This is a genomic window from Pseudomonas sp. 30_B, assembly GCF_017491605.1.
GTDB lineage: Bacteria > Pseudomonadota > Gammaproteobacteria > Pseudomonadales > Pseudomonadaceae > Pseudomonas.
In genome coordinates this window covers 1-25,995 of the sequence record NZ_JAFGYY010000021.1, presented here as the reverse complement: position 1 = coordinate 25,995, position 25,995 = coordinate 1, and the positions used below count along the sequence as shown (strand labels likewise).

The window sequence follows — 25,995 nt, the reverse complement described above, 5'->3', positions numbered from 1 at the left end:
TCAGAGCAGGGGTTCGAGAATGCCCAGCGGCAGCGGGACATCCAGGGTGCGGTCGAACAGCAGGTACAGGCCGATGGCGAGCAGGGTGGCGGTGACCACGCTGGCCACCGGACGACCGCCATAGATCAGCGCGATGAAAGTGCCGATCAGGGCGCTGGCGGGAATGAAGCCCAGCGGCTCGAACAGCCCGGCATAGATCACCAGCAGGGCGACGCAGAGCACCACCTTGGCCAGCAGGGCGCCTTCCAGCGCGGGCTCGTCCTCGTCACGCTTGATCGGCGTGGGGCGGGCGATCAGCCAGGCCAGGCCGGCGGCCATCAGACCCAGGCAGAGCAGCGGGTAGGCGCGCGGGCCGACCGGTTCGTAGGAAAAGGGCGCCTGGTAGTTCCAGGCGATCAGGGCGAAGGCGACGCAGGCGAGCAGCCAGACGCCGGCGAACAGCCGCTGGAAGAGGCTATTGGAAGAGCTCATGAAAGCTTCCTCGTGTCAGGAATAGCGCTTGCTAACGATTGAGCGAGCTAGAGCCAGACAAGGCGAAAGCGGGCGAAGACGCGGAGTTTACGATTGTAAATGAGCAGTCTGAGCCCGCTTTCAACGCCGGCTGGCCGACGCGCAGCCGATCGTTACTGGATGAGGCCGAACTCGCGGGCGAGCTGCTTATACTGGGTCACCTGCTTTTTCACGTAGGCGTCCAGCTCAGGCCCGGTCATGGCGAAGGGGAACAGCTCGCGCTGGTCGCGCAGCTTGGCGAAGTCCTCCGAAGCCAGCAGCTTGTCGAAGGAGGCCTTCCAGAACTGGTAGTCCTCGTCGCTCACCTTCGGTCCGACGTAGAAACCGCGCACCACCGGCCAGACGATGTCGTAGCCCTGCTCCTTGGCGGTGGGGATGTCGGTCATGCCTTCATCCTTCAGGCGCTCTTCGGCGAATACCGCCAGCAGCCGCATCTTGCCGGCACGGATGTGCGGCATGGAGTCGGAGATATCGGTGCTGCCGACCTGGATGTGACCGCCCAGCAGTGCCGTGGCGATCTCGCCGCCGCCTTCCAGGGCGACATAGCGCAGCTGCTTGGGATCGATGCCGGCGGCCTTGGCGATCAGTGCGGTCTGCATCCAGTCCTGGCTGCCGACGGTGCCGCCGGAACCGATCACCACCTTGCTCGGGTCGGCCTTGAGCGCGGTGACCAGATCGCCGAGGTTCTTGAACGGCGAGTCCGCCGGCACCGCGATGGCGCCGTAGCTGGTGCCGATCGCCGCCAGCCATTTCACCGCGTTCTCGTCGAAGCGGCCGAACTTGCCCTGGGCCAGGTTCAACAGGGAACCGCTGGAGAAGGCAGTGATGGTGTTGCCGTCGGCCGGCCGCTGGGCGACCACCGCGTTGTAGGCCACGGCGCCGACGCCGCCGGGCATGTAGGTGACGCGCATCGGCTTGGACAACAGCTTCGAGTCCATCAGGGCACTTTGCGCCAGCTTGCAGGTGAGGTCGAAGCCACCGCCGGGGGAGGCCGGGGCGATGCATTCCGGGCGCTTGGGCTCGGCCATCAGGCTGCCGGCGAACAGCAGGGTGGCGCCGGCCAGGGTCAGGTTGCGCAGGACGTTGGACATGGTGCGATTCCTCTCTTGTTGTTATTTCGGTTACCAGATCGCCAGGGAGTAACTCAGGTAGATACGCGTCTCGTCGGCGTCCCGCGCGAAGCTGGAACGGTAGGTGGCGTTGCGCACGCGCACGGCGACGTCCTTGAGCGGGCCGCTCTGGATCACGTACTTGATGTCGGTGTTGCGCTCCCATTCCTTGCCGTGGCCGTCCATGCCATTGATTCTGGCATCGTCGCCGCTGACATAGCGATTCATCAGGGTCAGGCCGGGAATCCCGAGGCCGGCGAAGTCGAAATCGTGGCGCAGCTGCCAGGAGCGTTCCTCGGCGTCGGCGAAGTCGCCGACCTGCACGAAGTTCACCAGATACGGGTTGCTGCCATCGATGTAGGGGAAGGCGGTGTCGCCGTTCATCTGCTGCCAGCCGAGGCTGAACTTGTTGGCGCCCAGGGCGTAGCCGAGCATGCCGTTGAAGGCGCGGTTGTCGATCTTGCCGCCACGGGCGGCGCCCTGGTCGTCGCTGAGCGTCAGGCGCAGGTCGGCGCTGAACTTTCCGGGGCCGAACGGGTAGCTGGCGAGCAGGCCGACGAAGTGCTGGCGGTAGACGTCGTCCAGCTCGGCATAGTGGTAGCGGCCGGTGAGGTGGTCGGTGAGCTTGTAGTCGCCGCCGGCCAGGTCGTAGTGATCACCCTCGGCGCTGCCGCCGGAGAAGCGCTTGTTCTTGTTGTTCAGCGCCAGGTCCTGCCAGTCGGTGGAGTCGCGGTCCTTGACCTTCTCCAGGCGGCCGCCGGTGAAGTTCAGGCCGGGCAGGTCGGTGGAGTTGAGCAGGCCGCCTTCGAAGGTCTGCGGGAACAGGCGGCTGTCGTTGGGCTGCAGGGTCGGCAGGTCGGGAATCAGGCTGCTGATCTTCAGCTCGCTCTTCGACACCTTGAACTTGGCGGTCAGGCCGAGCTTGCTGTACTCGTCGGCGGCGCGGCCGTCGTCATGGGTGGGCAGCAGGCCGGTGCCGGTGCGGTCAGGGCTGGAGTCGAGCTTCAGGCCGAGCATGCCCATGGCGTCGAGGCCGACGCCGACGGTGCCGGGGGTGTAACCGGACTGGAAGTCGAGGATGAAGCCTTGCGCCCATTCCTCGCGCTTGGACTGGCCGCTGCCGTCGCGAAAATCACGGTTGAAGTAGATGTTCTGGGTGCTGAGGGTGGCGCTGCTGTCTTCGATGAAACCTGCCGCATCGCACAATGGGGCGAAGCCGGCGACGGCCAGCAGGGCGCTCGCGCGGGCAGGGGACAGGCGGGGGGAAAAGGGCTTGCGGGCAGCCAGTGCAGCCTGGGGCTGGGCAATGGGCATCTGTGGTCTCCGGTTCTTGTTGTTGTCACGAAAGGGCACCACGCCGCCTTTCGCTCTGAGCAGTCTTCGCCGCTTGGGGGCGATGCTAACGGGCTAAGCTTTCACCAGGCTTTCAGTCAGCTTTCGCAGTGTTTTCAGCGAATTTCCCCCATTCACAGCGGCGCGTGGATGGGTACACTGCCGGCCCGAACCTGTCGTCGTAGGGGTAAATCCACGTGCGAATCCTCCTGGTCGAAGACCATCCCCAATTGGGCGAAAGCGTCGCCCAGGCGCTCAAGGGCGCCGGCTGGACCGTGGACCTGCTGCAGGACGGTGTGGCCGCGGACCTGGCCCTGGCCAGCGAGGACTACGCCCTGGCGATCCTCGATGTCGGCCTGCCGCGCCTGGACGGCTTCCAGGTGCTGGCGCGCCTGCGCGAGCGCGGCAAGACCCTGCCGGTGCTGATGCTGACCGCGCGCGGCGAGGTGCGCGACCGCGTGCACGGACTGAACCTGGGCGCCGACGACTACCTGGCCAAGCCCTTCGAGCTGACCGAACTGGAAGCGCGGGTGAAGGCCCTGCTGCGGCGCAGCGTGTTGGGCGGGGAACAGCAGCAGCGCTGTGGCGAACTGGTCTATGACCTCGGCGCGCGGCGCTTCACCCTGGCCGACCAGGCGATGAACCTGACCTCTCGCGAGCAGGCGGTACTGGAAGCGCTGATCGCCCGTCCGGGGCGGGTGATGAGCAAGGAGCAACTGGCCTCCCAGGTGTTCGGCCTGGATCAGGACGCCAGTGCCGATGCCATCGAAATCTACGTGCACCGCCTGCGCAAGAAGCTCGAAGGCAGCTCGGTGCGCATCGTCACCTTCCGCGGCCTGGGTTACCTGCTCGAGGCGCAGGATGGCTGAGCCGCGCCGCTGGCGCGTCCCCGGCGCCGGCAGCCTGCGTGGCCGGTTGCTGTGGCGGCTGGGCGGCATGTTGCTGGTGCTGCTGCTGATCGGCAGCGCGGTGACCTACTCGCGTGCCCGTCACGCCGCCGACATCGCCTATGACCGCACCCTGCTGGCCTCCGCGCGGGACATCGCCGACGGCCTCTACGCCAGCGACGGCACCCTGCGCGCCAACGTGCCCTATATGGCGCTGGACAGCTTCGAGTACGACAGCGCCGGACGCATTTTCTACCAGGTGATCGATCCGCACGGACGGATGATCTCCGGCTATGAGAGTTTGCCCGCGCCGCCGCCGGGCACGCCGCGCACCGATGATTACCCGGCGCTGGCCAAGTTCTACGACGCCCAGTACCAGGGGCAGGGCGTGCGGGTGGTCAGCCTGCTGCAGCCCGTCAGCCAGCCGACGGTCAACGGCATGGCGGAAATCCGCGTGGCGGAAACCCTGGGCGCCCGCGAGCGGCTGGCGCGCAACCTGCTCGGCGACACCCTGTTGAACCTGGCGCTGTCGGCCATCGCCGCGCTGCTGCTGGTCTGGTACGCGGTGAGTGCCGGCCTGCGCCCGCTGGACCGCCTGCGCGCGGCGGTGGAGGAGCGGCAGCCGGACGACCTGCGGCCGCTGCCGGTGGTGCGGGTGCAGCGCGAGCTGCGTCCGCTGGTGGCGGCGCTCAACCACTTCACCGTGCGCCTGCGCGGGCTGTTCGACCGGCAGTCGCAGTTCATCGCCGAGGCCTCCCACGAATTGCGCACGCCGCTGGCGGCGCTCAAGGCGCGGCTGGAGCTGGGCCTGCGCGAGCAGGACCCGCAGCAGTGGCGCGCCACCCTGGTGGAGGCCGTGCAGAACACCGACCGGGTGACCGGGCTGGCGAACCAGTTGCTGTCGCTGGCGCGCGTCGAGAGCGGCGCGCGGGCCATCGCCGAAGGGGCGGGGGAGGACATCGATCTCAGCCAGCTGGCGCGGGAGCTGGGCCTGGCGCTGGCACCGCTGGCCTATGCGCGCGGCGTCGCCCTGGCGCTGGAGGCGGACGATCCGGTGTGGGTGAAGGGGGATCCGACACTGCTCAACGAGTTGCTCAGCAATCTGGTGGACAACGCCATCGCCCACGCGCCGGCGGACGGCAACGTGATCATCCGCGTGCTGTCGCCGGCCGGCCTGGAGGTCGAGGACGACGGCCCGGGGATTCCACCGGAGGAGCGCGACAAGGTGTTCCGTCGTTTCTACCGCCGTCGTCAGCAGGGCACCGGCCTGGGGTTGGCCATCGTCGGCGAGATATGCAGCGCGCACCGGGCGCGCATCGAGTTGGCGCACGGCGAGTTGGGCGGGTTGCTGGTGCGGGTGAGTTTCCCGGTGGAAAACGCCTGAGGCAGAAACGCGAAGCCCGCCGGTGAGGGCGGGTTTCAAAGTGGGGCGAAGCCATCGCGGACGGAGTCCGCTCCTACCCGGAGATCGACCCCAGTGTAGGAGCGGACTCTGTCCGCGATCGATCACCGGCGGTGCGCTCTTCCGCCCTTACTGCAGCATGCTCATCGCCGCTTCCATTGCGGCCGAGAGGTCCTCGTCTTCCTTGAGGTTGGCCTTCGGGTCCAGGCCCAGCTTGGCGAAGGCCGGAATGTTGCTCCAGTCCAGTTCGGTATAGGGGTGCTGGCTGCCCAGGTAGCTCTGCAGGGTGGCGACCTGGACGATGTCCACGTAGTCGACCTTGACCGAGTCGCGCTCGAAGTCCAGGTGCTGGCCCGGTACGGCGGCAATCGGCGCCGGGAAGTCCCAGGCCTTGAGGATGCGATCACCGATGACCGGGTGGATGCGCTCGATCACATGGTTGAGGCTGATGGAGTCGGCCAGCAGCTCACTGTGTTCCTCGGCGTAGGTGAGGATCGGCAGCGCGCCGATCTGGTGCACCAGGCCGGCGAGGGTGGCCTGGTCCGGCGCCAGGCGGGTGTAGTGTCTGCACAGGGCGTGGCAGATGCCGGCGATCTCGGTGCTCTTGTTCCAGACTTCGCGCATCTTGCGGTCGACCACGTCGGAGGTGGCCTGGAACATCTGCTCCATGGCAAGACCGGTGGCCAGGTTGCAGGTGTAGTTCATGCCCAGGCGGCCGATCGCCATCTGCAGGTCGGTGATTTCCTTGTTGGTGCGCAGCAGCGGGCTGTTCACGACCTTGATGATGCGCGCCGTCAGTGCGGCATCGTTGCCGATCACCTTGGCGAGGTCCTGAACGCTGCTGTTGGGGTCTTCCGCCGCCTCGCGCACGCGCAGGGCGACTTCCGGCAGCGTCGGCAGCACCAGTTCATCGTTCTCGATGGCCCGCAGCAGATCCTGTTGTACTTTGTCGGCAAGCTTGCTCATGGCACTTCCTGATTGGGTCTGATGTTGCTTCTTGATGAGTCGTGTTGCCGTGCAACCCGTCGGGACGGGCTGCATTGTGCGCGTTGCTGAATGACTCGTCGGTTAGGTGGATCACCAAATCGTGTTTCTCACACCTTGCCTTGGGCCGGGCTCCCCACCCGGCCGAGTTCAGCGCTGGATCTCTCGGTCGCTGTCCAGGGTGTAGGGCAGGTCCAGCAGGCGCAGCGGCTGGCCTTCGGCCTCGCCCAGGCGCACGCGACCATCGGCGACGGCGTCGTCCTGCAGCACCGCCAGCAGCTCCACGCCTTCCGCGGCATGGGCGGCCAGCACCACTTCGCCGACGCTGGTGGAGTGCACCGGCGAGAACAGCTCGCGGCCCGGCTCCGGCAGTTCATTGCCGTCCAGCGCCAGGCGATGCAGGCGGCGCTTGAGGCGGCCGAGGTACTGCATGCGCGCGACGATTTCCTGGCCGGTGTAGCAGCCCTTCTTGAAGCTCACGCCGCCGACGGCCTGCAGGTTGATCATCTGCGGGATGAACAGCTCGCGGGTGCTGCCGAAGACTTGGCCGACACCGGCGCGGACCTGGCCGAGCAGCCAGTCGTTGAGGTTGCCGTGCGCCAGTTGCGCAGTCAGGCGCTCGCGCAGCTCGGCGGCGCGCGATGCCGGCACCCAGAGTTCGACGCGGCCATGGCCGAGACCGATGGCGATCAGGCCGTCATGGCGCGCCACCTGGTCGGCCTGGCCGCTGAGCGCAAGGCCCAGCTCGGCGAGCAGGGCGTCGGCGCCGCTCAGGCCGAAGCGCGTCCACAGGGCGCTGTCGTCCGACAGGCTGGCCTTGGAGAACACGGCGTACTTCTTGAGGTCGGTGAGCTGGGCGTCGAGCAGGTCGCTGGCCATCGCCAGCAGGTAGCCGTCGCCCTCGGCGACGATGCGGAAGCTGGAGGTCATGCGCCCCTTGGGGGTGCAGCGCGCGCCAAGGCTTGCGGTTTCGTCGTTCAGGTAGCTGAGGTTGCAGGTCAGCTGGCCCTGGAGGAATTTGGCGGCGTCCACGCCGCGCACGGCGAGAATCCCTTCGTGATTGAGTTCGGTGAAGAAGACGGAGGCGGTCATCACGATTCGCTGGAAGAAAGTTAGGGGCCTCATGATAGAGCCCGGACCGAGGCTTGTCAGCGGGTGCCGGGAGCGGGGCCGCATGCGTATAATGCCGCTCGGCTCGCGCCGGCCGTCGCCCCCGCGAGCGATCCGATGTATCCGCCCGCCGTTATTCGAGGTACCTGCAGATGACCGATGAAATCGAACTCAAGCGCCTGTTCTGGCACAGCCGCCGTGGCATGCTGGAACTGGACGTGCTGCTGGTGCCCTTCGTCCAGGAGGTCTACCCGGGCCTTGGCGCCGAGGACCAGGCGCGCTTCCGCAAGCTGCTGGAGTGCGAGGACCAGGATATGTTCGGCTGGTTCATGCAGCGCGGCGAGCCGGACGATGCCGACCTGCGCCACATCGTTCGCATGATCCTGGACCGTGTCCAGCCGAAGTGACTCCTTCGAATGCCACTGGCGACCGTCCATCGGGTTGCTGGTGGCCTATCTCGGCGCGCAGTCGTTCGCCGTCCTGGCGTTGCTGCTCGCAGACATTCCCTTCCACTGGATTTCACTCGGCCTGAGCCTTTGCCTGCTGCACGCCTGCTGGGTAGTGCCAGGGCGGATCCTGTTGCGCGGCCCGGCTGCGGTGCGCGCGCTGCGTCATGACGCCGGGGGTTGGCAGTTGTGGAGTGAGCGGGAAGGATTCCAGCCGGTGCAGCTGATGCCGGACAGCCTGGCGCTGCCGGCGTTGATCGTGCTGCGTTTCCGTCGTCCCGGCCAGTGGCTGGTGGGCAGCGTCTGCGTGCCGGCCGATGCCCTGGCACCGGAGCTGCACCGGCGCCTGCGGGTAAGGCTGCGCTTCAGCCGCAATAGGTGGGCGGCGCCAGGATAGTGTCGCGCGCCTCGGGCAGCAGGTCCGGATAGTCCAGGGTGTAGTGCAGGCCGCGACTTTCGTGGCGCTGCATGGCGGAGTTGATGATCAGCTCGGCCACCTGGGCCAGGTTGCGCAACTCGATCAGGTCGCGGCTGACCTTGTAGTTCGAGTAGAACTCGTCGATCTCGTCCAGCAGCAGGCGCACGCGGTGCTGCGCGCGGGCCAGGCGCTTGTTGGTGCGTACGATGCCGACGTAGTCCCACATGAAGCGCCGCAGCTCGTCCCAGTTGTGCGCGATGATCACGTCTTCGTCCGAGTCGGTCACCTGGCTGGCGTCCCAGCCGGGCAGGGGGGCTGGAGCGGGCGCGCGGGCAAGTTTGCCGACGATGTCGGCGGCGGCGGAACGGGCGTAGACGAAGCACTCCAGCAGGGAATTGCTGGCCATGCGGTTGGCGCCGTGCAGGCCGGTGAAGGTGGTTTCGCCGATGGCGTAGAGGTTCGGTACGTCGGTGTGGCCGTGCTGGTCCACCAGTACGCCCCCGCAGGTGTAGTGCGCCGCGGGTACTACCGGGATCGGCTCGCGGGTGATGTCGATGCCGAAGTCCAGGCAGCGCTCGTAGACGGTGGGGAAGTGCTCGCGGATGAACGCGTCCGGCTTGTGGCTGATGTCCAGGTAGACATAGTCGATGCCCAGGCGCTTCATCTCGTGGTCGATGGCGCGGGCCACCACGTCGCGCGGCGCGAGTTCGGCCAGGGCATGGAAGCGCTGCATGAAGCGCTCGCCGTTGGGCAGGCGCAGCAGGCCGCCTTCGCCACGTATGGCCTCGGTGATCAGGAAACTCTTGGCCTGCGGGTGGTACAGGCAGGTCGGGTGGAACTGGTTGAACTCCAGGTTGCCGACCCGGCAGCCGGCGCGCCAGGCCATGGCGATGCCGTCGCCGGAGTTGCCGTCCGGGTTGCTGGTATAGAGGTAGACCTTGCTGGCGCCGCCGGAGGCGAGCACGGTGAAGCGCGCGCCGAAGGTGTCGACTTCGCCGGTGCTGCGGTCCAGCACATAGGCGCCCAGGCAGCGCTGGCCCTTCATGCCGAGCTTGCGCTCGGTGATCAGGTCGACCGCGACCCGCTGCGCCAGCAGTTCGATGTTCGGCCGCTGGCGCGCCTGCTCCAGCAGGGTATTGAAGATGGCTGCGCCGGTGGCGTCGGCGGCGTGAATGATGCGGCGGTGGCTGTGGCCGCCTTCACGGGTCAGGTGGAACTCGAAGCCGCCGTCCTCGCGCCCCGGTTCATGGTCACGGGTAAAGGGTACGCCCTGTTCGATCAGCCACTGGATGGCTTCGCGGCTGTGCTCGACGGTGAACTTCACTGCGTCTTCGCGGCACAGGCCGGCGCCGGCGACCAGGGTGTCCTCGACGTGGGACTCGACGGTGTCGGTATCATCCAGCACGGCGGCGACTCCGCCCTGGGCCCAGAAGGTCGAGCCCTGGGACAGTTCGCCCTTGCTCAGGACGGCAATGCGCAGGTGCGCGGGCAGCGTCAGGGCGAGCGTCAGGCCTGCGGCCCCGCTGCCGATCACCAATACATCATGCTGGAAGTGCTGACCCATGTCCGGCTCCACCAAAAAGGCGCCCTAGTATATAGAAGGGTGTCACGGCACAATACTGGCGAACCGATGACACCGAAGCCGCCTGCGGCGGACGGCAGCCGCAGGGCGGACTCTCCGGACTCCCGCTCATGCCGCGAAAGCAGGCGTGTTGGTGTTGCATCGGAGGTGACGGATCGTGGCAAATCGCCGGAACTTTTTTAGTCGTTCCGGTTCCAACCCGAAATACCTTAAGTCGTTTTCGCGCAGGCTCGGACTGCGCGGAGGGGAGCGCGGGTGTTTCGCCCGATACAGTTGAATTCAACGGGCTTCGGACGCATGTCTGGGTCCGGTTGCCGCGAACGTGAAAAAACTGTGCGGCGCATGCTTGGAGGGGAGAACTTTTGCAGAAGTCCCGAGTCTATCTTGGCAGGACGATTCACCAGGGTGCTCGAAGCTCCTCCAGGTTCGTAGAGGAGCATTCATGCTAACCCAGGAACAGGATCAGCAACTGGTTGAACGGGTACAGCGCGGAGACAAGCGGGCATTCGATCTGCTGGTGCTGAAGTACCAGCACAAGATTCTCGGGCTGATCGTGCGGTTCGTGCACGACGCCCAGGAAGCCCAGGATGTCGCACAGGAAGCATTCATCAAGGCGTATCGCGCCTTGGGTAACTTCCGAGGCGATAGTGCCTTTTATACCTGGCTGTACCGTATCGCCATCAATACCGCGAAGAACCACCTGGTGGCGCGCGGTCGGCGCCCGCCTGACAGCGATGTCACTGCGGAAGACGCGGAGTTCTTCGAGGGCGACCATGCCCTGAAGGACATCGAGTCGCCGGAACGAGCCATGCTGCGGGATGAGATCGAGGAAACAGTTCATCGCACCATCCAGCAGCTGCCGGAGGACCTGCGCACGGCACTGACCCTGCGCGAGTTCGAAGGCTTGAGTTACGAAGATATCGCCACCGTGATGCAGTGTCCGGTGGGGACGGTCCGCTCACGGATATTCCGTGCGCGGGAAGCGATCGACAAAGCTTTGCAGCCTTTGTTGCATGAAGAAGTCTGATACAGCGGCAACAGCCAAGAGAGGTACCGCTATGAGTCGTGAAGCCCTGCAGGAGTCGCTGTCCGCTGTAATGGATAACGAAGCGGATGAGCTTGAGCTGCGGCGAGTGCTTGCAGCCTGCGGCGAGGACGCCGAATTGCGGGCCACCTGGTCCCGTTATCAACTGGCCCGTGCGGTGATGCACAAGGAGCCGGCGATGCCAAAGCTGGATATCGCCGCCGCCGTGTCCGTCGCTCTGGCCAATGAAGCCGCGCCGGCGCCGAGCAAGCCCAATCCGTGGCGCAACATTGGCCGCCTGGCGGTCGCCGCGTCGGTGACCCTGGCCGTGCTGGCGGGTGTTCGCCTGTACCATCAGGACAGCGGCGTCGCCAACAGCGGCCTGGCCCAGCAGTCGACTGCCACGCAGCAGATCGCTCTGCCGCAAGTTCAGGGTCCGGCGGTTCTGGCAGGCTACACTCAGGACGAGGCGCCGCAGGTGATCACCAATGCCCAGGGCGGGCAGACCACCTGGCATGAGCAGCGTCTTCCGGGTTATCTGCGCCAACATGCGCAACAGTCCGCCGTAAACGGTACTGACAGCGCCCTGCCTTACGCGCGCGCCGCGAGCCTGGAAAGCCGCTGATTTTGCGACCTTAAGGAGCGACATGCGCGCGACTACAGCACTGCTGTTCATCCTTGGCGGTCTGCTGGCTTTGCCAGTCCAGGCCGCCGATGCGTTGGACTGGATCAAACGTCTCTCCGAGGCGGATCAGCAACAGAATTTCCAGGGTACTTTCGTCTACGAGCGCAGCGGCACCTTCTCGACCCACGACGTGTGGCATCGGGTCGATGCCGATGGTTCTGTGCGCGAGCGCCTGGTGCAGGCCGATGGCCCGCGCCAGGAAGTGCTGCGGGTCGATGGCGCCACCCAGTGCGTGGGCGGCGGCATGGCCGGGCAGGTTGCGGTGGGTCAGCTCTGGCCCACGCACAAGCTGAATCCGCAGGACCTGACCTCCTGGTACGACATCCGCGTGGCGGGCGAGTCGCGCATCGCCGATCGCCCGGCCGTGGTGCTTGCCGTGCTGCCGCGCGACCAGCACCGCTACGGTTTCGAGCTCCATCTGGACAAGGAAACCGGTCTGCCGCTCAAGTCCCTGCTGCTCAACGACAAAGGACAGGTCATCGAGCGCCTGCAATTCACCCGCATCGACCTGACGGCCCCTGACGATGCCGAGCTGCAGCCGACCTCGGCCTGTCAGCCGGTCAAGGAGCTCAAGAGCGCGGCCGTGAAAACCGGCTGGCATTCGGAGTGGGTGCCCCCGGGGTTCACCCTCAACAGCACCTTGCAACAGCGCAGCCCGGTGTCGGACGACCAGGTGCTCTGCCTGGCATACGGCGATGGCCTGGCGCGCTTCTCGGTGTTCCTCGAGCCGCTGCATGGCGCCAAGGTCGACGATGCGCGTACCCAGTTGGGCCCGACGACCGTGGTATCCCGGCGATACGCCAGTGAAGATGGCGGCACCATGGTGACCGTCGTGGGCGAGATACCCAGTGGTACGGCTGAGCGGGTTGCGCTGTCCATGCGGCCAGCGGGAGCCCAGCCCGAGTGATCGAGGAGCGGGGGAGGGTGGTGGCGGTCGAATCCGGAGCGGTCTGGGTCGAAACGCTGCGCCAATCCACCTGCTCGGGATGTTCAGTGAATGCCGGCTGCGGACAGGGTATCCTGGGCCGGTTGGGTGTCGGTAACAGGCGTGGCCGCGTGCGCGCCTTGTCTTCGCTGAAGCTGGCGCCTGGCGACGAAGTCGTGTTGGGCGTAGGCGAGGACCTTCTCCTGAAGAGTGCCCTGCTCTTCTATCTTTCCCCGTTACTTGGACTTTTCGCGCTGGCACTACTGGCGGCGCGCCTCGGTTTCGGGGAACCTCTGGTCATGGCGGCCGGGCTTGCGGGATTCCTGCTGGCCTGGTTGCTCGTGCGTCGCCTGGCGCGACGCCATTCGGATGATCTGGCGATGCAACCGGTTGTGCTGCGTGCGCTGGTCGGTGGGCCGCTCGGCCCGGTTTAGTCTCTTTCCCAATCAACATCACGGGAGCTGTAGTCAATGCAAACCCTGAAACGCAGCATGGCTGCGCTGGTTGCCCTGCTGGCCTTGAGCCTGTCGGTCACTGCGCGTGCCGAATTACCGGACTTCACGCCGCTGGTGGAGAAGGCGTCGCCGGCGGTGGTCAACATCAGTACCACGCAGAAGCTCCCGGATCGCTCGAATGCCCAGATGGGCGTTCCGGACCTGGACGGCCTGCCGCCGGGCCTGCGCGAGTTCTTCGAACGCAGCATTCCCCGTGGCCAGGGCGGTCAGGGGCAGGCGCCCCGTGGCCAGCAGCGCGAAGCGCAGTCCCTGGGTTCGGGCTTCATCATTTCCGATGATGGCTACATCCTGACCAACAACCATGTGGTGGCCGACGCCGACGAGATTCTGGTGCGCCTGTCCGACCGCAGCGAGCACAAGGCCAAGCTGGTGGGGGCCGATCCGCGCAGCGACGTGGCCGTGCTGAAGATCGAGGCCAAGAACCTGCCGACCCTCAAGCTGGGCGACTCCGACAAGCTGAAGGTGGGTGAGTGGGTGCTGGCCATCGGCTCGCCCTTCGGTTTCGACCATTCGGTGACCGCCGGTATCGTCAGCGCCAAGGGCCGCAGCCTGCCGAACGAGAACTACGTGCCGTTCATCCAGACCGACGTGGCGATCAACCCGGGCAATTCCGGTGGTCCGCTGCTGAACCTGCAGGGTGAAGTCGTGGGTATCAACTCGCAGATCTTCACTCGTTCCGGCGGCTTCATGGGCCTTTCCTTCGCGATCCCGATCGATGTGGCACTGAACGTCGCCGATCAGCTGAAGAAAGGCGGCAAGGTCAGCCGTGGCTGGCTGGGCGTGGTGATCCAGGAAGTGAACAAGGACCTGGCCGAGTCCTTCGGGCTCGACAAGCCGTCCGGCGCCCTGGTGGCGCAGCTGGTCGAAGACGGCCCGGCGGCCAAGGGCGGCCTGCAGGTAGGCGACGTGATCCTCAGCCTGAATGGCCAGACCATCAATGAATCGGCCGATCTGCCGCACCTGGTGGGCAACATGAAGCCGGGCGACAAGGCGGCCCTGGAAGTCATCCGCGATGGCAGCCGCAAGACGCTGAACATGACCATCGGCAACCTGCCGGACGAGGACGAGGAAGTCGCCGCCGTCGAAGGCAAGGGCGCCGAGCGCAGCAGCAACCGCATGGGCGTGACCGTGGCGGAGCTGACTGCCGAGCAGCGCAAGTCGCTGGACATCAAGGGCGGCGTGGTGATCAAGGAAGTCCAGGGTGGCCCGGCAGCGATGATCGGCCTGCGTCCGGGCGATGTGATCACCCACCTGAACAACCGTGCGGTGGATTCGTCCAAGACCTTCTCCGAGATTGCCAAGTCTCTGCCGAAGGATCGCTCCATCTCCATGCGCGTACTGCGCCAGGGGCGTGCGAGTTTCATCACCTTCAAGCTCGCCGAGTAAGCTCGGCATCGAAAAAGGGCGGTCTTCACCGCCCTTTTTCATGCCTGTCCGTCCGGCGCAGACATAGCGGACGGTGCGGTATTCAAGTAAACTCCCCGGCTATTTTTCGGCGGATTGCCGCCTTCAGCCTTTCGAGTGTGTTCAGCCGTGAGTGACCTGAGTCATATCCGCAATTTCTCCATCATCGCCCACATCGACCATGGCAAGTCGACGCTGGCGGACCGCTTCATCCAGATGTGCGGCGGCCTGTCCGACCGCGAGATGGAGGCCCAGGTACTGGACTCCATGGACCTGGAGCGCGAGCGCGGCATCACCATCAAGGCGCACAGCGTCACCCTTCACTACAAGGCGAAGGACGGCAAGACCTACCAGCTGAACTTCATCGATACCCCCGGTCACGTCGACTTCACCTACGAAGTCAGCCGCTCGCTGGCCGCCTGCGAGGGCGCGCTGCTGGTGGTGGACGCCGGCCAGGGCGTGGAAGCGCAGTCGGTCGCCAACTGCTACACCGCCATCGAGCAGGGCCTGGAAGTCATGCCCGTGCTGAACAAGATGGACCTGCCGCAGGCCGACCCCGACCGCGTGAAGGACGAAATCGAGAGCATCATCGGCATCGACGCCACCGACGCCGTGGCCTGCTCGGCCAAGAGCGGCATGGGTGTGGAAGATGTGCTCGAGCGTCTGGTCAGCGCCATTCCGGCGCCCGAAGGCGAGATCGACGCTCCGCTGCAGGCGCTGATCATCGACTCCTGGTTCGACAACTACCTGGGCGTGGTCTCGCTGGTACGTGTGAAGCACGGCCGCGTCAAGAAAGGCGACAAGATCCTGGTGAAGTCCACCGGCAAGGTCCACCAGGTGGACAGCGTCGGCGTCTTCACCCCGAAGCACACCGAGACTCCGGACCTCAAGGCCGGTGAAGTGGGCTTCATCATCGCCGGCATCAAGGACATCCTCGGTGCGCCGGTGGGCGATACCCTGACCCTCAACAGCACCCCCGACGTGGACGTGCTGCCGGGCTTCAAGCGCATCAAGCCGCAGGTCTACGCCGGCCTGTTCCCGGTCAGTTCCGATGACTTCGAGGACTTCCGCGAAGCCCTGCAGAAGCTGACCCTGAACGACGCCGCGCTGCAGTACGAGCCGGAAAGCTCCGAGGCCCTGGGCTTCGGCTTCCGCATCGGCTTCCTCGGCATGCTGCACATGGAGATCATCCAGGAGCGCCTGGAGCGCGAGTACGACCTGGACCTGATCACCACCGCACCGACCGTGATCTTCGAGATCGTGCAGAAGAACGGCGACATCCTCTATGTCGACAACCCGTCCAAGCTGCCGGACCTCTCGTCCATCGACGAGATGCGTGAGCCCATTTGCCGCGCCACCATCCTTGTGCCTCAGGAGCACCTGGGCAACGTCATTACCCTGTGCATCGAGAAGCGTGGCGTACAGCGCGACATGCACTTCCTCAGCGGCCAGGTCCAGGTGATCTACGATCTGCCGATGAACGAAGTGGTGCTGGACTTCTTCGACCGCCTGAAGTCCACCAGCCGTGGCTATGCTTCGCTGGACTACAGCTTCGATCGCTTCGAGCCGGCCAACCTGGTCCGTCTCGATGTATTGATCAACGGCGAGAAGGTCGACGCCCTCGCCCTGATCGTCCACCGCGACAACGCCCCCTACAAGGGCCGTCAGCTGGTGGAGAAGATGAAAGAACTGATTCCGCGGCAGATGTTCGACGTCGCGATTCAAGCGGCCATCGGTGGGCAGATCATCGCCCGTTCGACGGTCAAGGCGCTCAGGAAGAACGTGCTGGCTAAGTGCTATGGTGGTGACGTGAGCCGTAAGCGCAAGCTGCTGGAAAAGCAGAAGGCCGGTAAGAAAAGGATGAAGCAGGTCGGTAGCGTGGAGATTCCGCAGGAAGCCTTCCTCGCTGTGCTCAAAGTGGACAGTTGAACCCTATGACGCTGAATTTCCCGCTGTTGCTGGTGATTGCCGTTGCTGTGTGCGGCGTTCTCGCCCTGGTGGACCTGGTGCTGTTCGCACCGCGCCGCCGGGCGGCCATTTCCGCCTATGAAGGCACGGTTGGCGAGCCTGATCCGGAAGTGCTGGAAAAACTGAACAAGGAGCCGGTACTGATCGAGTACGGCAAGTCGTTCTTCCCGGTACTGTTCATCGTGCTGGTGCTGCGCTCCTTCCTGGTCGAGCCGTTCCAGATTCCGTCCGGCTCGATGAAGCCGACCCTGGAAGTGGGCGATTTCATCCTGGTCAACAAGTTCGCCTACGGCATCCGCCTGCCCGTGCTGGATACCAAGGTGATCCCGGTGGGCGATCCGCAGCGTGGCGATGTCATGGTGTTCCGCTACCCCAGCGATCCGAACATCAACTACATCAAGCGCGTGATCGGCGTCCCTGGCGACACCATCCGCTACACCAGCGACAAGCGCCTCTACGTCAACGACCAGCTGGTCGCCGAGAAACTGATCGGCGAGGAGCCGGGCAGCCTGGGCAGTGTGACGCTGTACAAGGAAAAGCTGGGCGACGTGGAGCACCTGATCCGCAAGGAAATGACCCGTTACCGCATCGAGCCGGGCAAGCAGTGGAAGGTCCCGGCCGAGCACTACTTCATGATGGGTGACAACCGCGACAACTCCAACGACAGCCGCTACTGGAACGACCCGAAGATCCCGAAGGACCTGCTGGGCATGGTTCCGGACCGCAATATCGTCGGCAAGGCGTTCGCGGTGTGGATGAGCTGGCCGGAGCCCAAGCAGCGCAACCTGCCGAATTTCTCGCGAGTGGGCGTGATCCACTAAAGTTGTGAGATGTTCGAAGCCTTCGGGCGGCGAACAGTGCTAGAAACCCGGGCGGGGCTGCACGCGGGGAGCGAGGCAGCCCCGCTTGTACGTGGGCCCGCCGCGGTTGGCGGACAATAAGAACGATACCGACATGAGGTCGATATGAAGTACGCACGTTCGCAGAAGGGCATGTCGTTGCTGAGCTGGCTGGTGATCCTGGCCGTTGTGGCGTTCCTGGCCAGCGCGGCGTTCAAGGTCTTCCCGCACTACATGGATTACTACGCCATCGAGAAGGCCATCACCTCGGTGGAAACCGACAAGGCCGCCGAAGTGCGTACTGTCCCGGAGTTCTACTCTTACGTGGACAAGGCGCTGATGCTCAATAACATCCGCGATCTCAAGCTGGATGACGCCCTGGACGTGAAGCTCGAGAACAATGAGTTCCGCGCCCACCTGAAGTACGAAAAACGTGAGCCACTGGTCCAGAACATCGACCTGGTGGTCAAATTTGACAAAGAATTCCGTGTACGAATGCCGTGAGTAACAGTCTGGATCGACTCGAGCGAAAGCTTGGCTATACCTTTCGCGACCAGGACCTGATGGTCCTGGCGCTGACCCACCGCAGTTTCGCCGGGCGCAATAACGAGCGCCTGGAGTTCCTGGGCGACGCCATCCTCAACTTCGTCATCGGCGAAGCCCTTTTCACCCATTTCCCTCAAGCCCGCGAAGGTCAGCTATCGCGCCTGCGCGCGCGCCTGGTGAAGGGCGAGACTCTGGCCCTGCTGGCGCGCGGTTTCGAAATCGGTGATTACCTGCGGCTGGGCTCGGGCGAGTTGAAGAGCGGCGGTTTCCGCCGTGAGTCGATCCTGGCCGATGCCATGGAGGCGCTGATCGGCGCGATCTACCTGGATACCGGCATGGACTCCGCCCGCGAGCGGATCATGGCCTGGCTCGGCCCGCAGCTGCGCGAGCTGACCCCGGTGGATACCAACAAGGACCCCAAGACCCGCCTGCAGGAGTTCCTGCAATCGCGCGGGTGTGAGTTGCCGCGTTACGACGTGGTGGATATCCAGGGCGAACCGCATTGCCGCACCTTTTTCGTCGAGTGCGAGGTTGCCCTGCTGAATGACAAGACCCATGGCCACGGCGGCAGCCGCCGCATCGCCGAGCAGGTGGCCGCCGCTGCCGCGCTGGCAGCCCTGGGCGTGGAGAATGGCCATGAGTGAGCACGAGCAAGACCAGCACGACCCATCCGAGCACGATGAAGCAGGAGCCGTTCGTTGCGGTTACGTCGCCATCGTCGGCCGCCCCAACGTAGGCAAGTCGACCCTGCTCAACCACATCCTCGGGCAGAAGCTGGCGATCACCTCGCGCAAGCCGCAGACCACCCGTCATACCCTGCTGGGTATCAAGACCGAGGGTGACGTGCAGGCGGTGTACGTCGACACCCCCGGCCTGCACAAGGACAACGACAAGGCGCTCAACCGCTACATGAACCGTTCGGCCAGCGCCGCGCTGAAGGATGTCGACGTGGTGATCTTCGTCGTCGACCGCAACCGCTGGACCGACGAGGACCAGATGGTCTACGACAAGGTCAAGTACGTGAGCTGCCCGGTCCTGCTGGCGGTGAACAAGGTCGACCGCATGGAAGACAAGGGCGAGCTGCTGCCGCACCTGCAGTGGCTGGCCGAACAGTTGCCCAACGCCGAAGTCGTGCCGATTTCCGCCCAGCACGGGCAGAACCTCGACGTGCTGGAAGGCCTGGTCGCCGAGCGCCTGCCGGAGAGCGAGCACTTCTTCCCGGAAGACCAGATCACCGACCGCAGCAGCCGTTTCCTCGCCGCCGAACTGGTGCGCGAGAAGATCATGCGCCAGCTGGGCGCCGAGCTGCCGTACCAGGTCACCGTGGAGATCGAAGAGTTCAAGCAGGACGGTCCGATCCTGCACATCCATGCACTGATCCTGGTGGAACGCGACGGCCAGAAGAAGATCATCATCGGCGAGAAGGGCGAGCGCATCAAAAGCATCGGCCAGAACGCGCGCAAGGACATGGAAGTGCTATTCGACTCCAAGGTCATGCTCAACCTCTGGGTGAAAGTGAAGGGCGGCTGGTCCGACGACGAGCGCGCGCTGCGTTCGCTGGGCTACGGCGACCTCTGAGCCGCAACGCCCCGCGAGCTTTCGCGGGGCGCACCCTTCGGGCGCCTGAGCGCGCCCGTCTCCCGATTCCCACTCCAGGCGCAGCGCCATGAGCCTCGCTTCTCCCGCCCAACCCGCTTTCGTCCTGCACAGCCGTGCCTACAAGGAAACCAGCGCACTGGTGGACTTCCTCACGCCGCAAGGCCGGCTGCGGGCCGTACTGCGCGGCGCACGGGGCAAGGCCGGTGCACTGGCTCGGCCCTTCGTGCCGCTGGAAGCCGAATTCCGCGGGCGCAGCGACCTGAAGAACGTCGTGCGCCTTGAGGCCAACGGTATTCCCAACCTGCTGAGCGGCGAAGCGCTGTTCAGCGGCCTGTACCTGAACGAGCTGATGATTCGCCTGTTGCCGGCGGAAGACCCGCATCCGGCGCTGTTCGACCACTATCAGGCCACCTTGCCACTGCTGGCCGCCGGACGGCCGCTGGAGCCGCTGTTGCGCGCCTTCGAATGGCGGCTGCTGGACGAGCTGGGGTATGGTTTCTCCCTGGACAGCGATATCGTCGGTCAACCGGTGGCCCCCGATGGCCTTTACCGCCTGCTGCCGGACTCGGGCCTCGAGCCGGTCGGCAGCCTGCAGCCGGGGCTGTTCCACGGTGCCGATCTGCTGGCGATGGCCGAGGCCGACTGGAGCGCTCCGGGCGCTCTGGCGGCGGCCAAGCGCCTGATGCGCCAGGCCCTGGCGCCCCATCTTGGCGGCCGACCGCTGGTCAGCCGCGAGTTATTCATGAATCGCAAGGACAACTCCCGTGACTGAAGCCAACCGTATCCTGCTCGGCGTGAACATCGACCACGTTGCTACCCTGCGCCAGGCCCGCGGCACCCGCTATCCCGACCCGGTGAAAGCCGCGCTGGACGCCGAGGAAGCCGGCGCCGACGGCATCACCGTGCACCTGCGCGAGGACCGCCGGCACATCCAGGACCGCGACGTGCGCGTGCTCGCCGAAGTGCTGCAGACCCGCATGAACTTCGAGATGGGCGTCACCGAGGAGATGATGAAGTTTGCCGAAATCATCCGCCCGGCCCACGTCTGCCTGGTTCCGGAAACCCGCCAGGAACTGACCACCGAAGGTGGCCTGGACGTCGCCGGCCAGGAAGCGCGTATTCGCGAAGCGGTGCAGCGCCTTGCTGCCGCGGGCTGCGAGGTGTCGCTGTTCATCGATCCGGACCAGCGTCAGATTGAAGCCTCGGCACGTGTCGGCGCCCCGGCTGTAGAGCTGCACACCGGCCGCTACGCCGACGCCCACAACCCCGCCGAAGCCGCTCATGAACTGGCGCGCATCCGTGATGGCGTGGAGTTCGGCCTGTCCCACGGGCTGATCGTCAATGCCGGTCATGGCCTGCACTACCATAACGCCGAGCCGGTGGCGGCGATTGCCGGGATCAACGAGCTGAACATCGGCCACGCCATCGTTGCTCACGCGCTGTTCGTGGGCTTCAAGCAGGCGGTGGCGGAGATGAAGGCGCTGATCGTGGCGGCGGCGAATCGCTGATCGCGGTCTGATTCGACATCGTAGGGCGCATAACCCGGAACGGGTTATCCGCCGCCATGGCGGAAACGCCTTGGGCGTTATGCGCCCTACGCCTCGCCGGCAGTCGTTTCTGGATGATCCCCCTTCGGGCCAGCGCAAGCGCTGTTCGCGATGGGGCCGCGTCCCGCGTTCGCGGGAGCGACGTATCAGGCTCGTCGGCCTCGATCGTCATCCCCGCGAACGCGGGGATCCAGTAACCACCCGTCAGGGCTTGCGCGCTACCAGCGTGGCGCGCAGCGGCGCCGGCAGGCCTTCGACGGTACGGCTGTGGTCGTGCGGATCGAGGAAGTCCGGCAGCGACTGATAGCGCATCCACTCGGTGGCGCGTTGTTCTTCCACCGAGGTGCGGCTGATGTCCACGCTGCGCACATCGGTGAAGCCCGCGCGGCGAAGCCACAGCTCCAGCGCCGGCACCGACGGCAGGAACCACACGTTGCGCATCTGCGCATAGCGGTCCTCGGGCACCAGCACGGTATTCACGTCGCCTTCCACCACCAGGGTTTCCAGCACCAGCTCGCCGCCACGGCGCAGGCAGTCCTTGAGCGCCAGCAGGTGGTCGATGGGCGAGCGGCGGTGGTAGAGCACGCCCATGGAGAACACCGTGTCGAAGCCTTCCAGCTTCTCGGGCAGGTCTTCCAGGGCGAAGGGCAGGTGCCAGGCCGGCAGGTCAGGCAGGTAGCGCTTCATGGCCAGGAACTGGCAGAAGAACAGCCAGTTCGGGTCCACGCCCACCACGCTGCGCGCGCCGGCGCCGAGCATGCGCCACTGGTAGTAGCCGTTGCCGCAGCCGACATCGAGTATGCGCTTGCCCGCCAGGTCGATGTGCGGCGAGACGCGCTCCCATTTCCAGTCCGAGCGCCATTCGGTGTCAATGTGCACGCCGAACAGATTGAACGGGCCCTTGCGCCACGGAATCAGCCCTTGCAGAGCCAGTTTGAGCTGCGCACGGGTGTCCTCGTCGCAGGCGCCTTCGAGGTTGAAGCGCTCACGCAGTTCGACGGCCGCGGCGTGCAGCTCCGGCAGGCGATCCACCGCCGCCAGCCAGCGTTCCAGGTCGCCGTGACCATCCTCGACCTTCGCGCCCAGTTGTGCGGGCAGGGAAGCGGCCCAGGATTCCAGTGGCGTGCCGGCCAGTTCAAGGCTCAGGCGGTCGAGGTCGAAGCGTTCGATCATGGCAGGGCAATCAGGGAAGCGAAGTTGAGGCACTGGAACCAGGGCACGACCTTGGAGAAGCCGGCAGCCAGCAGGCGCTCGCGGTGGGTCTCCAGGGTGTCGGGGCGCATGACGTTCTCGATGGCGGTGCGTTTCTGGGCGATTTCCAGTTCGCTGTAGCCATTGGCGCGCTTGAAGTCGATGTGCAGGTCGGTGAGCAGTTCGTGCTCCTGCTCGTCGGCGAAGCGCAGTTTTTCCGAGAGGATCAGCGAGCCGCCGGGCAGCAGGGCGCTGTGTAGGCGGGTGAGCAACGCCAGGCGTTGTTCGGGGGCGATGAACTGCAGGGTGAAGTTCAGCGCGATCAGCGAGCAGGGCTTGAGGTCCAGGTTGAGGATGTCCGCCTCGATCAGCTCGACCGGCAGCAGTTCCTGGTGCATGGCGTCCTGGGCGCGCAGGTATTCGCCGCAGCGTTCGATCATCGGTGCGGAGTTGTCGACGCCGATGACGCGGCAGCCTTCGGTCTTCACGTGGCGGCGCAGCGCCTGGGTCACGGCGCCCAGCGAACAGCCGAGGTCATACAGGATGCTGTTCGGGGCGGCAAAGCGCGCGCCGAGCACACCGATGTTCTCGACGATGGTGGGGTAGCCCGGCACCGATCGCTTGATCATGTCCGGGAAGACGCGCACCACGTCCTCGTTGAAGGTGAAGTCGGGAACCTGGGCTTGCGGCTGGGCGAAGATGCGGTCGGATTCGCTCACGCTGGATGGGGCCTCGTTACGCTGAACAGGCAACAGGGCGCGGCGCGCCCGGTCTGCCGGGGCGCGCATTGTAGCCGAGGCGCCGGGTGCGCCCAAGCTTCAGCCGATAAGGGTCACTTGAGCTGGTCGGAGAAGTATTCGCCGGCGCCCTGCAGCGGGCCGAGCGGATTCTTCTTGTCTTCCCGGCGGCGGATGTTCGGCTCGCCGTTGCTGGTCTTGTGCACCACCACGTCGTCGATCAGCACGAACACCGGGCGGAACGACCACCCCTGGACTTCCCGGCGCTTGCGGAAGTTGAAGATGTCCGCCCAGAAACTGCCCACCCGCTGGCTGTCGGTCTTGCTGAAGTCGAAGGCGTAGCCGACGCAGCGATCCTTGGCCTGCAGGCAGGTGATCAGGCCGTCAGGCAGGTAGTCGATGGGAATGTTGGGTTGTACGAACATCAGCCGCACGTCGATGAACGAGAGCATCTTGGCGTTGCCCTGGGACAGCGGGTCGAATCCCAGTGCGTAGAGCTGCGACTTGGTGGTCTTGCCCGTCTCGACCTGGTTGAAGCGGCTCTGTGCATCCTGGTAGTCCAGGAAAGGTGACTGCACTTCCGCACGTTCGCTGGGCAGCAGGCTGCCACACGCCGAGAGCATCATGTACGCCCCCAGCAACATCATCGAGCGAACTACTGCACGCATGGAGCTCCCCTTAATCGCAGTCTCTTGTAATTGATCTATAGCCGATGCCCAAGCGCTGTGCCGGACTTTTCTCACGCCTCGGAAGGCTATTCCGCAGCCACTCCATATCCTTGCATCAGCGGTTTCCACTGATCGCCGCGGCGGAACTCACGCAGACCGTCGTCAAGCTCGTCCAGACGCTCCCTGACCGACTCCAGGCGCGGGTTGAGTGCGACGTACATGGGACGTTTATCGGCAAGCTGTCCGGCGGCACGAATCTGCCCGGACAGGCGGTGACGCTGAAGATAGTGCTCGACGATCTGGCTGTCTTCGAGCAATACGCTGATGCGCCCGAGCAACAGCTTCTGGATGTTGCGCTCCAGTACCCGCTCACCGCTGAGTACCTGCACCTGTTCATGATCGTCCAGGTGGCTGTCGCGCCAGGCGTCCAGCTCAGCGCCGTAGGAATAGCCCTGAGCGAGGCCGATGGACTGGTCGTCCAGCGATGCCGGACCCTGGTAGTGCCACGGACTGTCGGCGCGGGTATAGAAGCGCATGGTCACCCAGCCGATGGGCTCCCGGCCGATCACCAGATCATCCGATTCTTCCGGGTAGGCGCCGACCACGCCGTCCACCAGGCCCTCGCGGGCCATCTGCAGGGCGCGGGGCCAGGGCAGGGGCTCGAAGGCCGGAGCCTGGCTGAGAATGCGGGACAGGGCCTCGAGCAGGTAGCCGGGTTTGTCCGGGTTGTCCGGGCAGATGTAGGGGCACCAGTCGTCGCCGGCCAGGCGCAGTGGCTCGGCACTGGCGATCAGTGCGGTGCACAGGAGCAGAGCCGGCACAGCGAAACGCAGCATGTCAGACTCGGGAAGTGGGCTGTCCCGGGGAGTATGGCAGAGCCTGATGACGACTTGTGACGGATGCCGCGATGCCGAACTGGCCCAGCCAGTAAGTGAGCATGATGGCGTAGGAGGAGCCGTCGAAGGCGCTGACGAAGCGGCTGATGCCGATCATCGCGTCGGAACTGACGAACAACAGGGCGCCGACCGCGGCGAGGTTGCGGCTGGCGGCCGGCAGATCGGCGCAGCCGAGGCGGGCGAGGGCTCGCCAGAGCATGCAGCTGATGGTCAGGCTATAGAGCGCGATCGGCAGCAGCAGCGGCCCGAGCCCCCGGCTATGGAGCAGGACGAACAGGCCGCCACCGAGCAGGGCGGCGAACAGCAGGCCCGCCGGGGCCAGGCGGCGGGTATCGCCGAGGTAGGCAAGCAGATAGGCCAGGTGCGCCAGCAGGAAGGCGGCGAGCCCCGGGACGAAGGCGTTGACCGGCCATTCCAGGAGGATGTCGCCCAGCATCGACAGCACCAGGCCCGCTGCGATCCAGCGCCGGTAGGCGTCGGCCGGCGCGCTCAGCACCCAGAGCAGCAGGGCGAGCACCGGCAGCGGCTTGCACAGCATGCGCGGGGGCGGCAGGTCGAAGGTGACGGCAAGCAGGTAGGCGATGCCGCCGATGAGTGCCAGCAGTATCCAGCGCATGGGTTCCCTCCCGTGGAAATGTGCGCCCACTCTGCCGCAGCGCGCCGTGCCGCCACAGGCCGAGGGCGTCAGTGCGAGTGGCTTATGGCGCCGGATCTCTGCTGCGTCGGCTCAGCGCACGGCAATGGGGCAGACGAAGGTCTGCGCGGGCGCGACTTCCGCCTCCCAGGGGCGGCGGTAGGCCAGTTCCAGTTTGTCCTCGCCGGTGCCGGTGACGCGGAAGCGCCAGGTGGATTCGCCGGCACTGCCGACCAGGCCCGCGTCTTCCGGATTGCTGTAGACCTCGGGGCCGAGGCTTTGCAGCAGGCCATTGGCGGCATTGCGCATTTCCCAGCGGAACCCGGTGGTGGGGTTGCTCGGCAGGATCAACACCAACTCCTGGCCCTCGTGGAGCTTCAGGGGTTTGCAGTCACTGGCGTCTTCCAGGGTGACCACGGGTTTGGACTGCCCGGCGCAGCCGGCGAGCAGGGCCAGGGAGAAGGGGAGCAACAGGCGGTACGACGGCATGACGACTCCTGGGGTGGGGACCAGACTGGCCGCAGGATATCGCAATCGTACGAAGAGGGAAGACCGTGTGGTGTGGCACGGCGTGGGAGTGGACTTTGTTCGCGATGTTTTGGCTTTTCGTAGGGCGAATAATGCCTAAGGTGTTATCCGCCGCGGTGGGTATCGCTTCGCTCCACACCATCCTACGAAGAGCAATCCAGCATGAAGCGGCCAAGGTCCCAGGCGCGCGCAGAGTCCCGTCAGGAGGCCGAGTGGAGGTATTGCGCAGAGGGGCGAGCGGCATGGATGCCGCGAGAGGCTTGAAGGGCCATGGACGGCCCTTGCGAGCCGACCCTCGGAGCGATACCGGAGGGAGGGGACCCCGGCGAAGCCGGGGCCGGATGTCGGGACGAGCCTTCTTGGTTACTTCTTCGGCGTTTGGTGTATAGACCGGAGACATGATGGACACATGTACGGGGACATGGTTGACACATTATGGTCCGTAGTCGGGGCTGTTCAGGTCGATAGTTCGCAAAAGTTGATGGCAGAAGTACACGTCATACAGCACC

Annotated in this window: 28 protein-coding genes; 16 read left to right on the top strand and 12 right to left on the bottom strand. The window is 65.3% G+C overall.

What is annotated here, in order from left to right; genetic code table 11:
• The 3 genes from J5M67_RS20815 to J5M67_RS20805 form a co-directional block, all read right to left on the bottom strand.
• Window positions 1–471, bottom strand: coding sequence for a tripartite tricarboxylate transporter TctB family protein (locus tag J5M67_RS20815; protein WP_207887219.1), 471 nt, complete (start codon window positions 469–471; stop codon window positions 1–3).
• 152 nt (window positions 472–623) lie between these two features.
• The gene (locus J5M67_RS20810) at window positions 624–1,601 is read right to left on the bottom strand and encodes a tripartite tricarboxylate transporter substrate binding protein (protein ID WP_207887218.1); all 978 of its coding nucleotides are present in this window, start codon (window positions 1,599–1,601) and stop codon (window positions 624–626) included.
• Between the two features lie 30 nt (window positions 1,602–1,631).
• On the bottom strand, window positions 1,632–2,933 hold the full coding sequence (locus tag J5M67_RS20805; RefSeq protein WP_207887217.1) for an OprD family porin: 1,302 nt from the start codon (window positions 2,931–2,933) through the stop codon (window positions 1,632–1,634).
• A gap of 215 nt (window positions 2,934–3,148) precedes the next feature.
• Between J5M67_RS20805 and J5M67_RS20800 the strand changes: the two genes are divergently transcribed.
• Both J5M67_RS20800 and J5M67_RS20795 read left to right on the top strand, forming a co-directional pair.
• Window positions 3,149–3,820 (top strand): response regulator, encoded by a 672-nt coding sequence (locus J5M67_RS20800; RefSeq protein WP_207887216.1) that lies wholly within the window; start codon window positions 3,149–3,151, stop codon window positions 3,818–3,820.
• Window positions 3,813–5,222, top strand: a complete 1,410-nt coding sequence (locus tag J5M67_RS20795) for a sensor histidine kinase (protein ID WP_207887215.1) — start codon at window positions 3,813–3,815, stop codon at window positions 5,220–5,222. The genes J5M67_RS20800 and J5M67_RS20795 overlap by 8 nt, the downstream gene beginning before the upstream one ends.
• Before the next feature lie 147 nt (window positions 5,223–5,369).
• Here J5M67_RS20795 and J5M67_RS20790 read toward each other — a convergent pair whose 3' ends face one another.
• Together J5M67_RS20790 and J5M67_RS20785 are read right to left on the bottom strand one after the other, a co-directional pair.
• Window positions 5,370–6,206: an HDOD domain-containing protein gene (locus tag J5M67_RS20790; RefSeq protein WP_207887214.1), complete on the bottom strand. Its 837-nt coding sequence runs from the start codon at window positions 6,204–6,206 to the stop codon at window positions 5,370–5,372.
• A gap of 168 nt (window positions 6,207–6,374) precedes the next feature.
• Window positions 6,375–7,316 (bottom strand): folate-binding protein YgfZ, encoded by a 942-nt coding sequence (locus J5M67_RS20785; protein WP_207887213.1) that lies wholly within the window; start codon window positions 7,314–7,316, stop codon window positions 6,375–6,377.
• 170 nt (window positions 7,317–7,486) lie between these two features.
• Between J5M67_RS20785 and J5M67_RS20780 the strand changes: the two genes are divergently transcribed.
• Both J5M67_RS20780 and J5M67_RS20775 read left to right on the top strand, forming a co-directional pair.
• Entirely contained in the window at window positions 7,487–7,741 is a 255-nt protein-coding gene (locus tag J5M67_RS20780) for a succinate dehydrogenase assembly factor 2 (RefSeq protein ID WP_207887212.1), read from the top strand.
• Entirely contained in the window at window positions 7,725–8,177 is a 453-nt protein-coding gene (locus tag J5M67_RS20775; RefSeq protein WP_207887211.1) for a protein YgfX, read from the top strand. Before J5M67_RS20780 ends, J5M67_RS20775 begins: the two co-directional genes overlap by 17 nt.
• Here J5M67_RS20775 and nadB read toward each other — a convergent pair.
• Window positions 8,146–9,762, bottom strand: coding sequence for an L-aspartate oxidase (nadB, locus tag J5M67_RS20770; RefSeq protein ID WP_207887210.1), 1,617 nt, complete (start codon window positions 9,760–9,762; stop codon window positions 8,146–8,148). The two genes, J5M67_RS20775 and nadB, sit on opposite strands and share 32 nt — an antisense overlap.
• A gap of 460 nt (window positions 9,763–10,222) precedes the next feature.
• Between nadB and rpoE the strand changes: the two genes are divergently transcribed.
• The 12 genes from rpoE to pdxJ all read left to right on the top strand — a co-directional run bounded on the left by rpoE (window position 10,223) and on the right by pdxJ (window position 20,793).
• The gene (rpoE, locus tag J5M67_RS20765; protein ID WP_015476086.1) at window positions 10,223–10,807 is read left to right on the top strand and encodes an RNA polymerase sigma factor RpoE; all 585 of its coding nucleotides are present in this window, start codon (window positions 10,223–10,225) and stop codon (window positions 10,805–10,807) included.
• Between the two features lie 31 nt (window positions 10,808–10,838).
• Complete coding sequence (locus J5M67_RS20760) at window positions 10,839–11,429, top strand: sigma-E factor negative regulatory protein (protein ID WP_207887209.1); 591 nt, start codon at window positions 10,839–10,841, stop codon at window positions 11,427–11,429.
• A 22-nt stretch (window positions 11,430–11,451) separates the two neighbouring features.
• On the top strand, window positions 11,452–12,396 hold the full coding sequence (locus tag J5M67_RS20755; RefSeq protein ID WP_207887208.1) for a MucB/RseB C-terminal domain-containing protein: 945 nt from the start codon (window positions 11,452–11,454) through the stop codon (window positions 12,394–12,396).
• Entirely contained in the window at window positions 12,393–12,848 is a 456-nt protein-coding gene (locus J5M67_RS20750) for a SoxR reducing system RseC family protein (protein WP_207887207.1), read from the top strand. The genes J5M67_RS20755 and J5M67_RS20750 overlap by 4 nt, the downstream gene beginning before the upstream one ends.
• A gap of 36 nt (window positions 12,849–12,884) precedes the next feature.
• A complete protein-coding gene (locus J5M67_RS20745) occupies window positions 12,885–14,315 on the top strand; it encodes a DegQ family serine endoprotease (RefSeq protein ID WP_207887206.1) in 1,431 nt (476 codons plus the stop codon).
• 147 nt (window positions 14,316–14,462) lie between these two features.
• The gene (gene lepA, locus J5M67_RS20740) at window positions 14,463–16,262 is read left to right on the top strand and encodes a translation elongation factor 4 (protein ID WP_207887205.1); all 1,800 of its coding nucleotides are present in this window, start codon (window positions 14,463–14,465) and stop codon (window positions 16,260–16,262) included.
• A gap of 5 nt (window positions 16,263–16,267) precedes the next feature.
• Window positions 16,268–17,122 carry a signal peptidase I gene (gene lepB / locus J5M67_RS20735; RefSeq protein ID WP_207887204.1) on the top strand — a complete coding sequence of 285 codons (855 nt, stop codon included), beginning with the start codon at window positions 16,268–16,270 and terminating at the stop codon, window positions 17,120–17,122.
• A 144-nt stretch (window positions 17,123–17,266) separates the two neighbouring features.
• Complete coding sequence (locus J5M67_RS20730) at window positions 17,267–17,644, top strand: DUF4845 domain-containing protein (RefSeq protein WP_207887203.1); 378 nt, start codon at window positions 17,267–17,269, stop codon at window positions 17,642–17,644.
• Complete coding sequence (gene rnc / locus J5M67_RS20725) at window positions 17,641–18,330, top strand: ribonuclease III (RefSeq protein ID WP_207887202.1); 690 nt, start codon at window positions 17,641–17,643, stop codon at window positions 18,328–18,330. Before J5M67_RS20730 ends, rnc begins: the two co-directional genes overlap by 4 nt.
• Window positions 18,323–19,264, top strand: a complete 942-nt coding sequence (gene era, locus J5M67_RS20720) for a GTPase Era (protein ID WP_138520659.1) — start codon at window positions 18,323–18,325, stop codon at window positions 19,262–19,264. Before rnc ends, era begins: the two co-directional genes overlap by 8 nt.
• Before the next feature lie 88 nt (window positions 19,265–19,352).
• Entirely contained in the window at window positions 19,353–20,057 is a 705-nt protein-coding gene (gene recO / locus J5M67_RS20715) for a DNA repair protein RecO (RefSeq protein ID WP_207887201.1), read from the top strand.
• Entirely contained in the window at window positions 20,050–20,793 is a 744-nt protein-coding gene (pdxJ, locus tag J5M67_RS20710; protein ID WP_207887200.1) for a pyridoxine 5'-phosphate synthase, read from the top strand. The genes recO and pdxJ overlap by 8 nt, the downstream gene beginning before the upstream one ends.
• 243 nt (window positions 20,794–21,036) lie before the next feature.
• Here pdxJ and cmoB read toward each other — a convergent pair whose 3' ends face one another.
• The 6 genes from cmoB to J5M67_RS20680 form a co-directional block, all read right to left on the bottom strand.
• A complete protein-coding gene (cmoB, locus tag J5M67_RS20705) occupies window positions 21,037–22,005 on the bottom strand; it encodes a tRNA 5-methoxyuridine(34)/uridine 5-oxyacetic acid(34) synthase CmoB (protein WP_207887199.1) in 969 nt (322 codons plus the stop codon).
• Window positions 22,002–22,742 carry a carboxy-S-adenosyl-L-methionine synthase CmoA gene (gene cmoA, locus J5M67_RS20700; protein ID WP_207887198.1) on the bottom strand — a complete coding sequence of 247 codons (741 nt, stop codon included), beginning with the start codon at window positions 22,740–22,742 and terminating at the stop codon, window positions 22,002–22,004. The genes cmoB and cmoA overlap by 4 nt, the downstream gene beginning before the upstream one ends.
• Window positions 22,743–22,855: 113 nt before the next feature.
• A complete protein-coding gene (locus tag J5M67_RS20695; RefSeq protein ID WP_207887197.1) occupies window positions 22,856–23,428 on the bottom strand; it encodes a hypothetical protein in 573 nt (190 codons plus the stop codon).
• 86 nt (window positions 23,429–23,514) lie between these two features.
• Window positions 23,515–24,264, bottom strand: a complete 750-nt coding sequence (locus J5M67_RS20690; RefSeq protein WP_207887196.1) for an ABC transporter substrate-binding protein — start codon at window positions 24,262–24,264, stop codon at window positions 23,515–23,517.
• A 1-nt stretch (window position 24,265) separates the two neighbouring features.
• Window positions 24,266–24,940, bottom strand: a complete 675-nt coding sequence (locus tag J5M67_RS20685; RefSeq protein ID WP_207887195.1) for a lysoplasmalogenase — start codon at window positions 24,938–24,940, stop codon at window positions 24,266–24,268.
• Window positions 24,941–25,051: 111 nt separating this feature from the next.
• Window positions 25,052–25,447 (bottom strand): protease inhibitor I42 family protein, encoded by a 396-nt coding sequence (locus tag J5M67_RS20680; RefSeq protein WP_207887194.1) that lies wholly within the window; start codon window positions 25,445–25,447, stop codon window positions 25,052–25,054.
• Window positions 25,448–25,995: the final 548 nt, after the last annotated feature.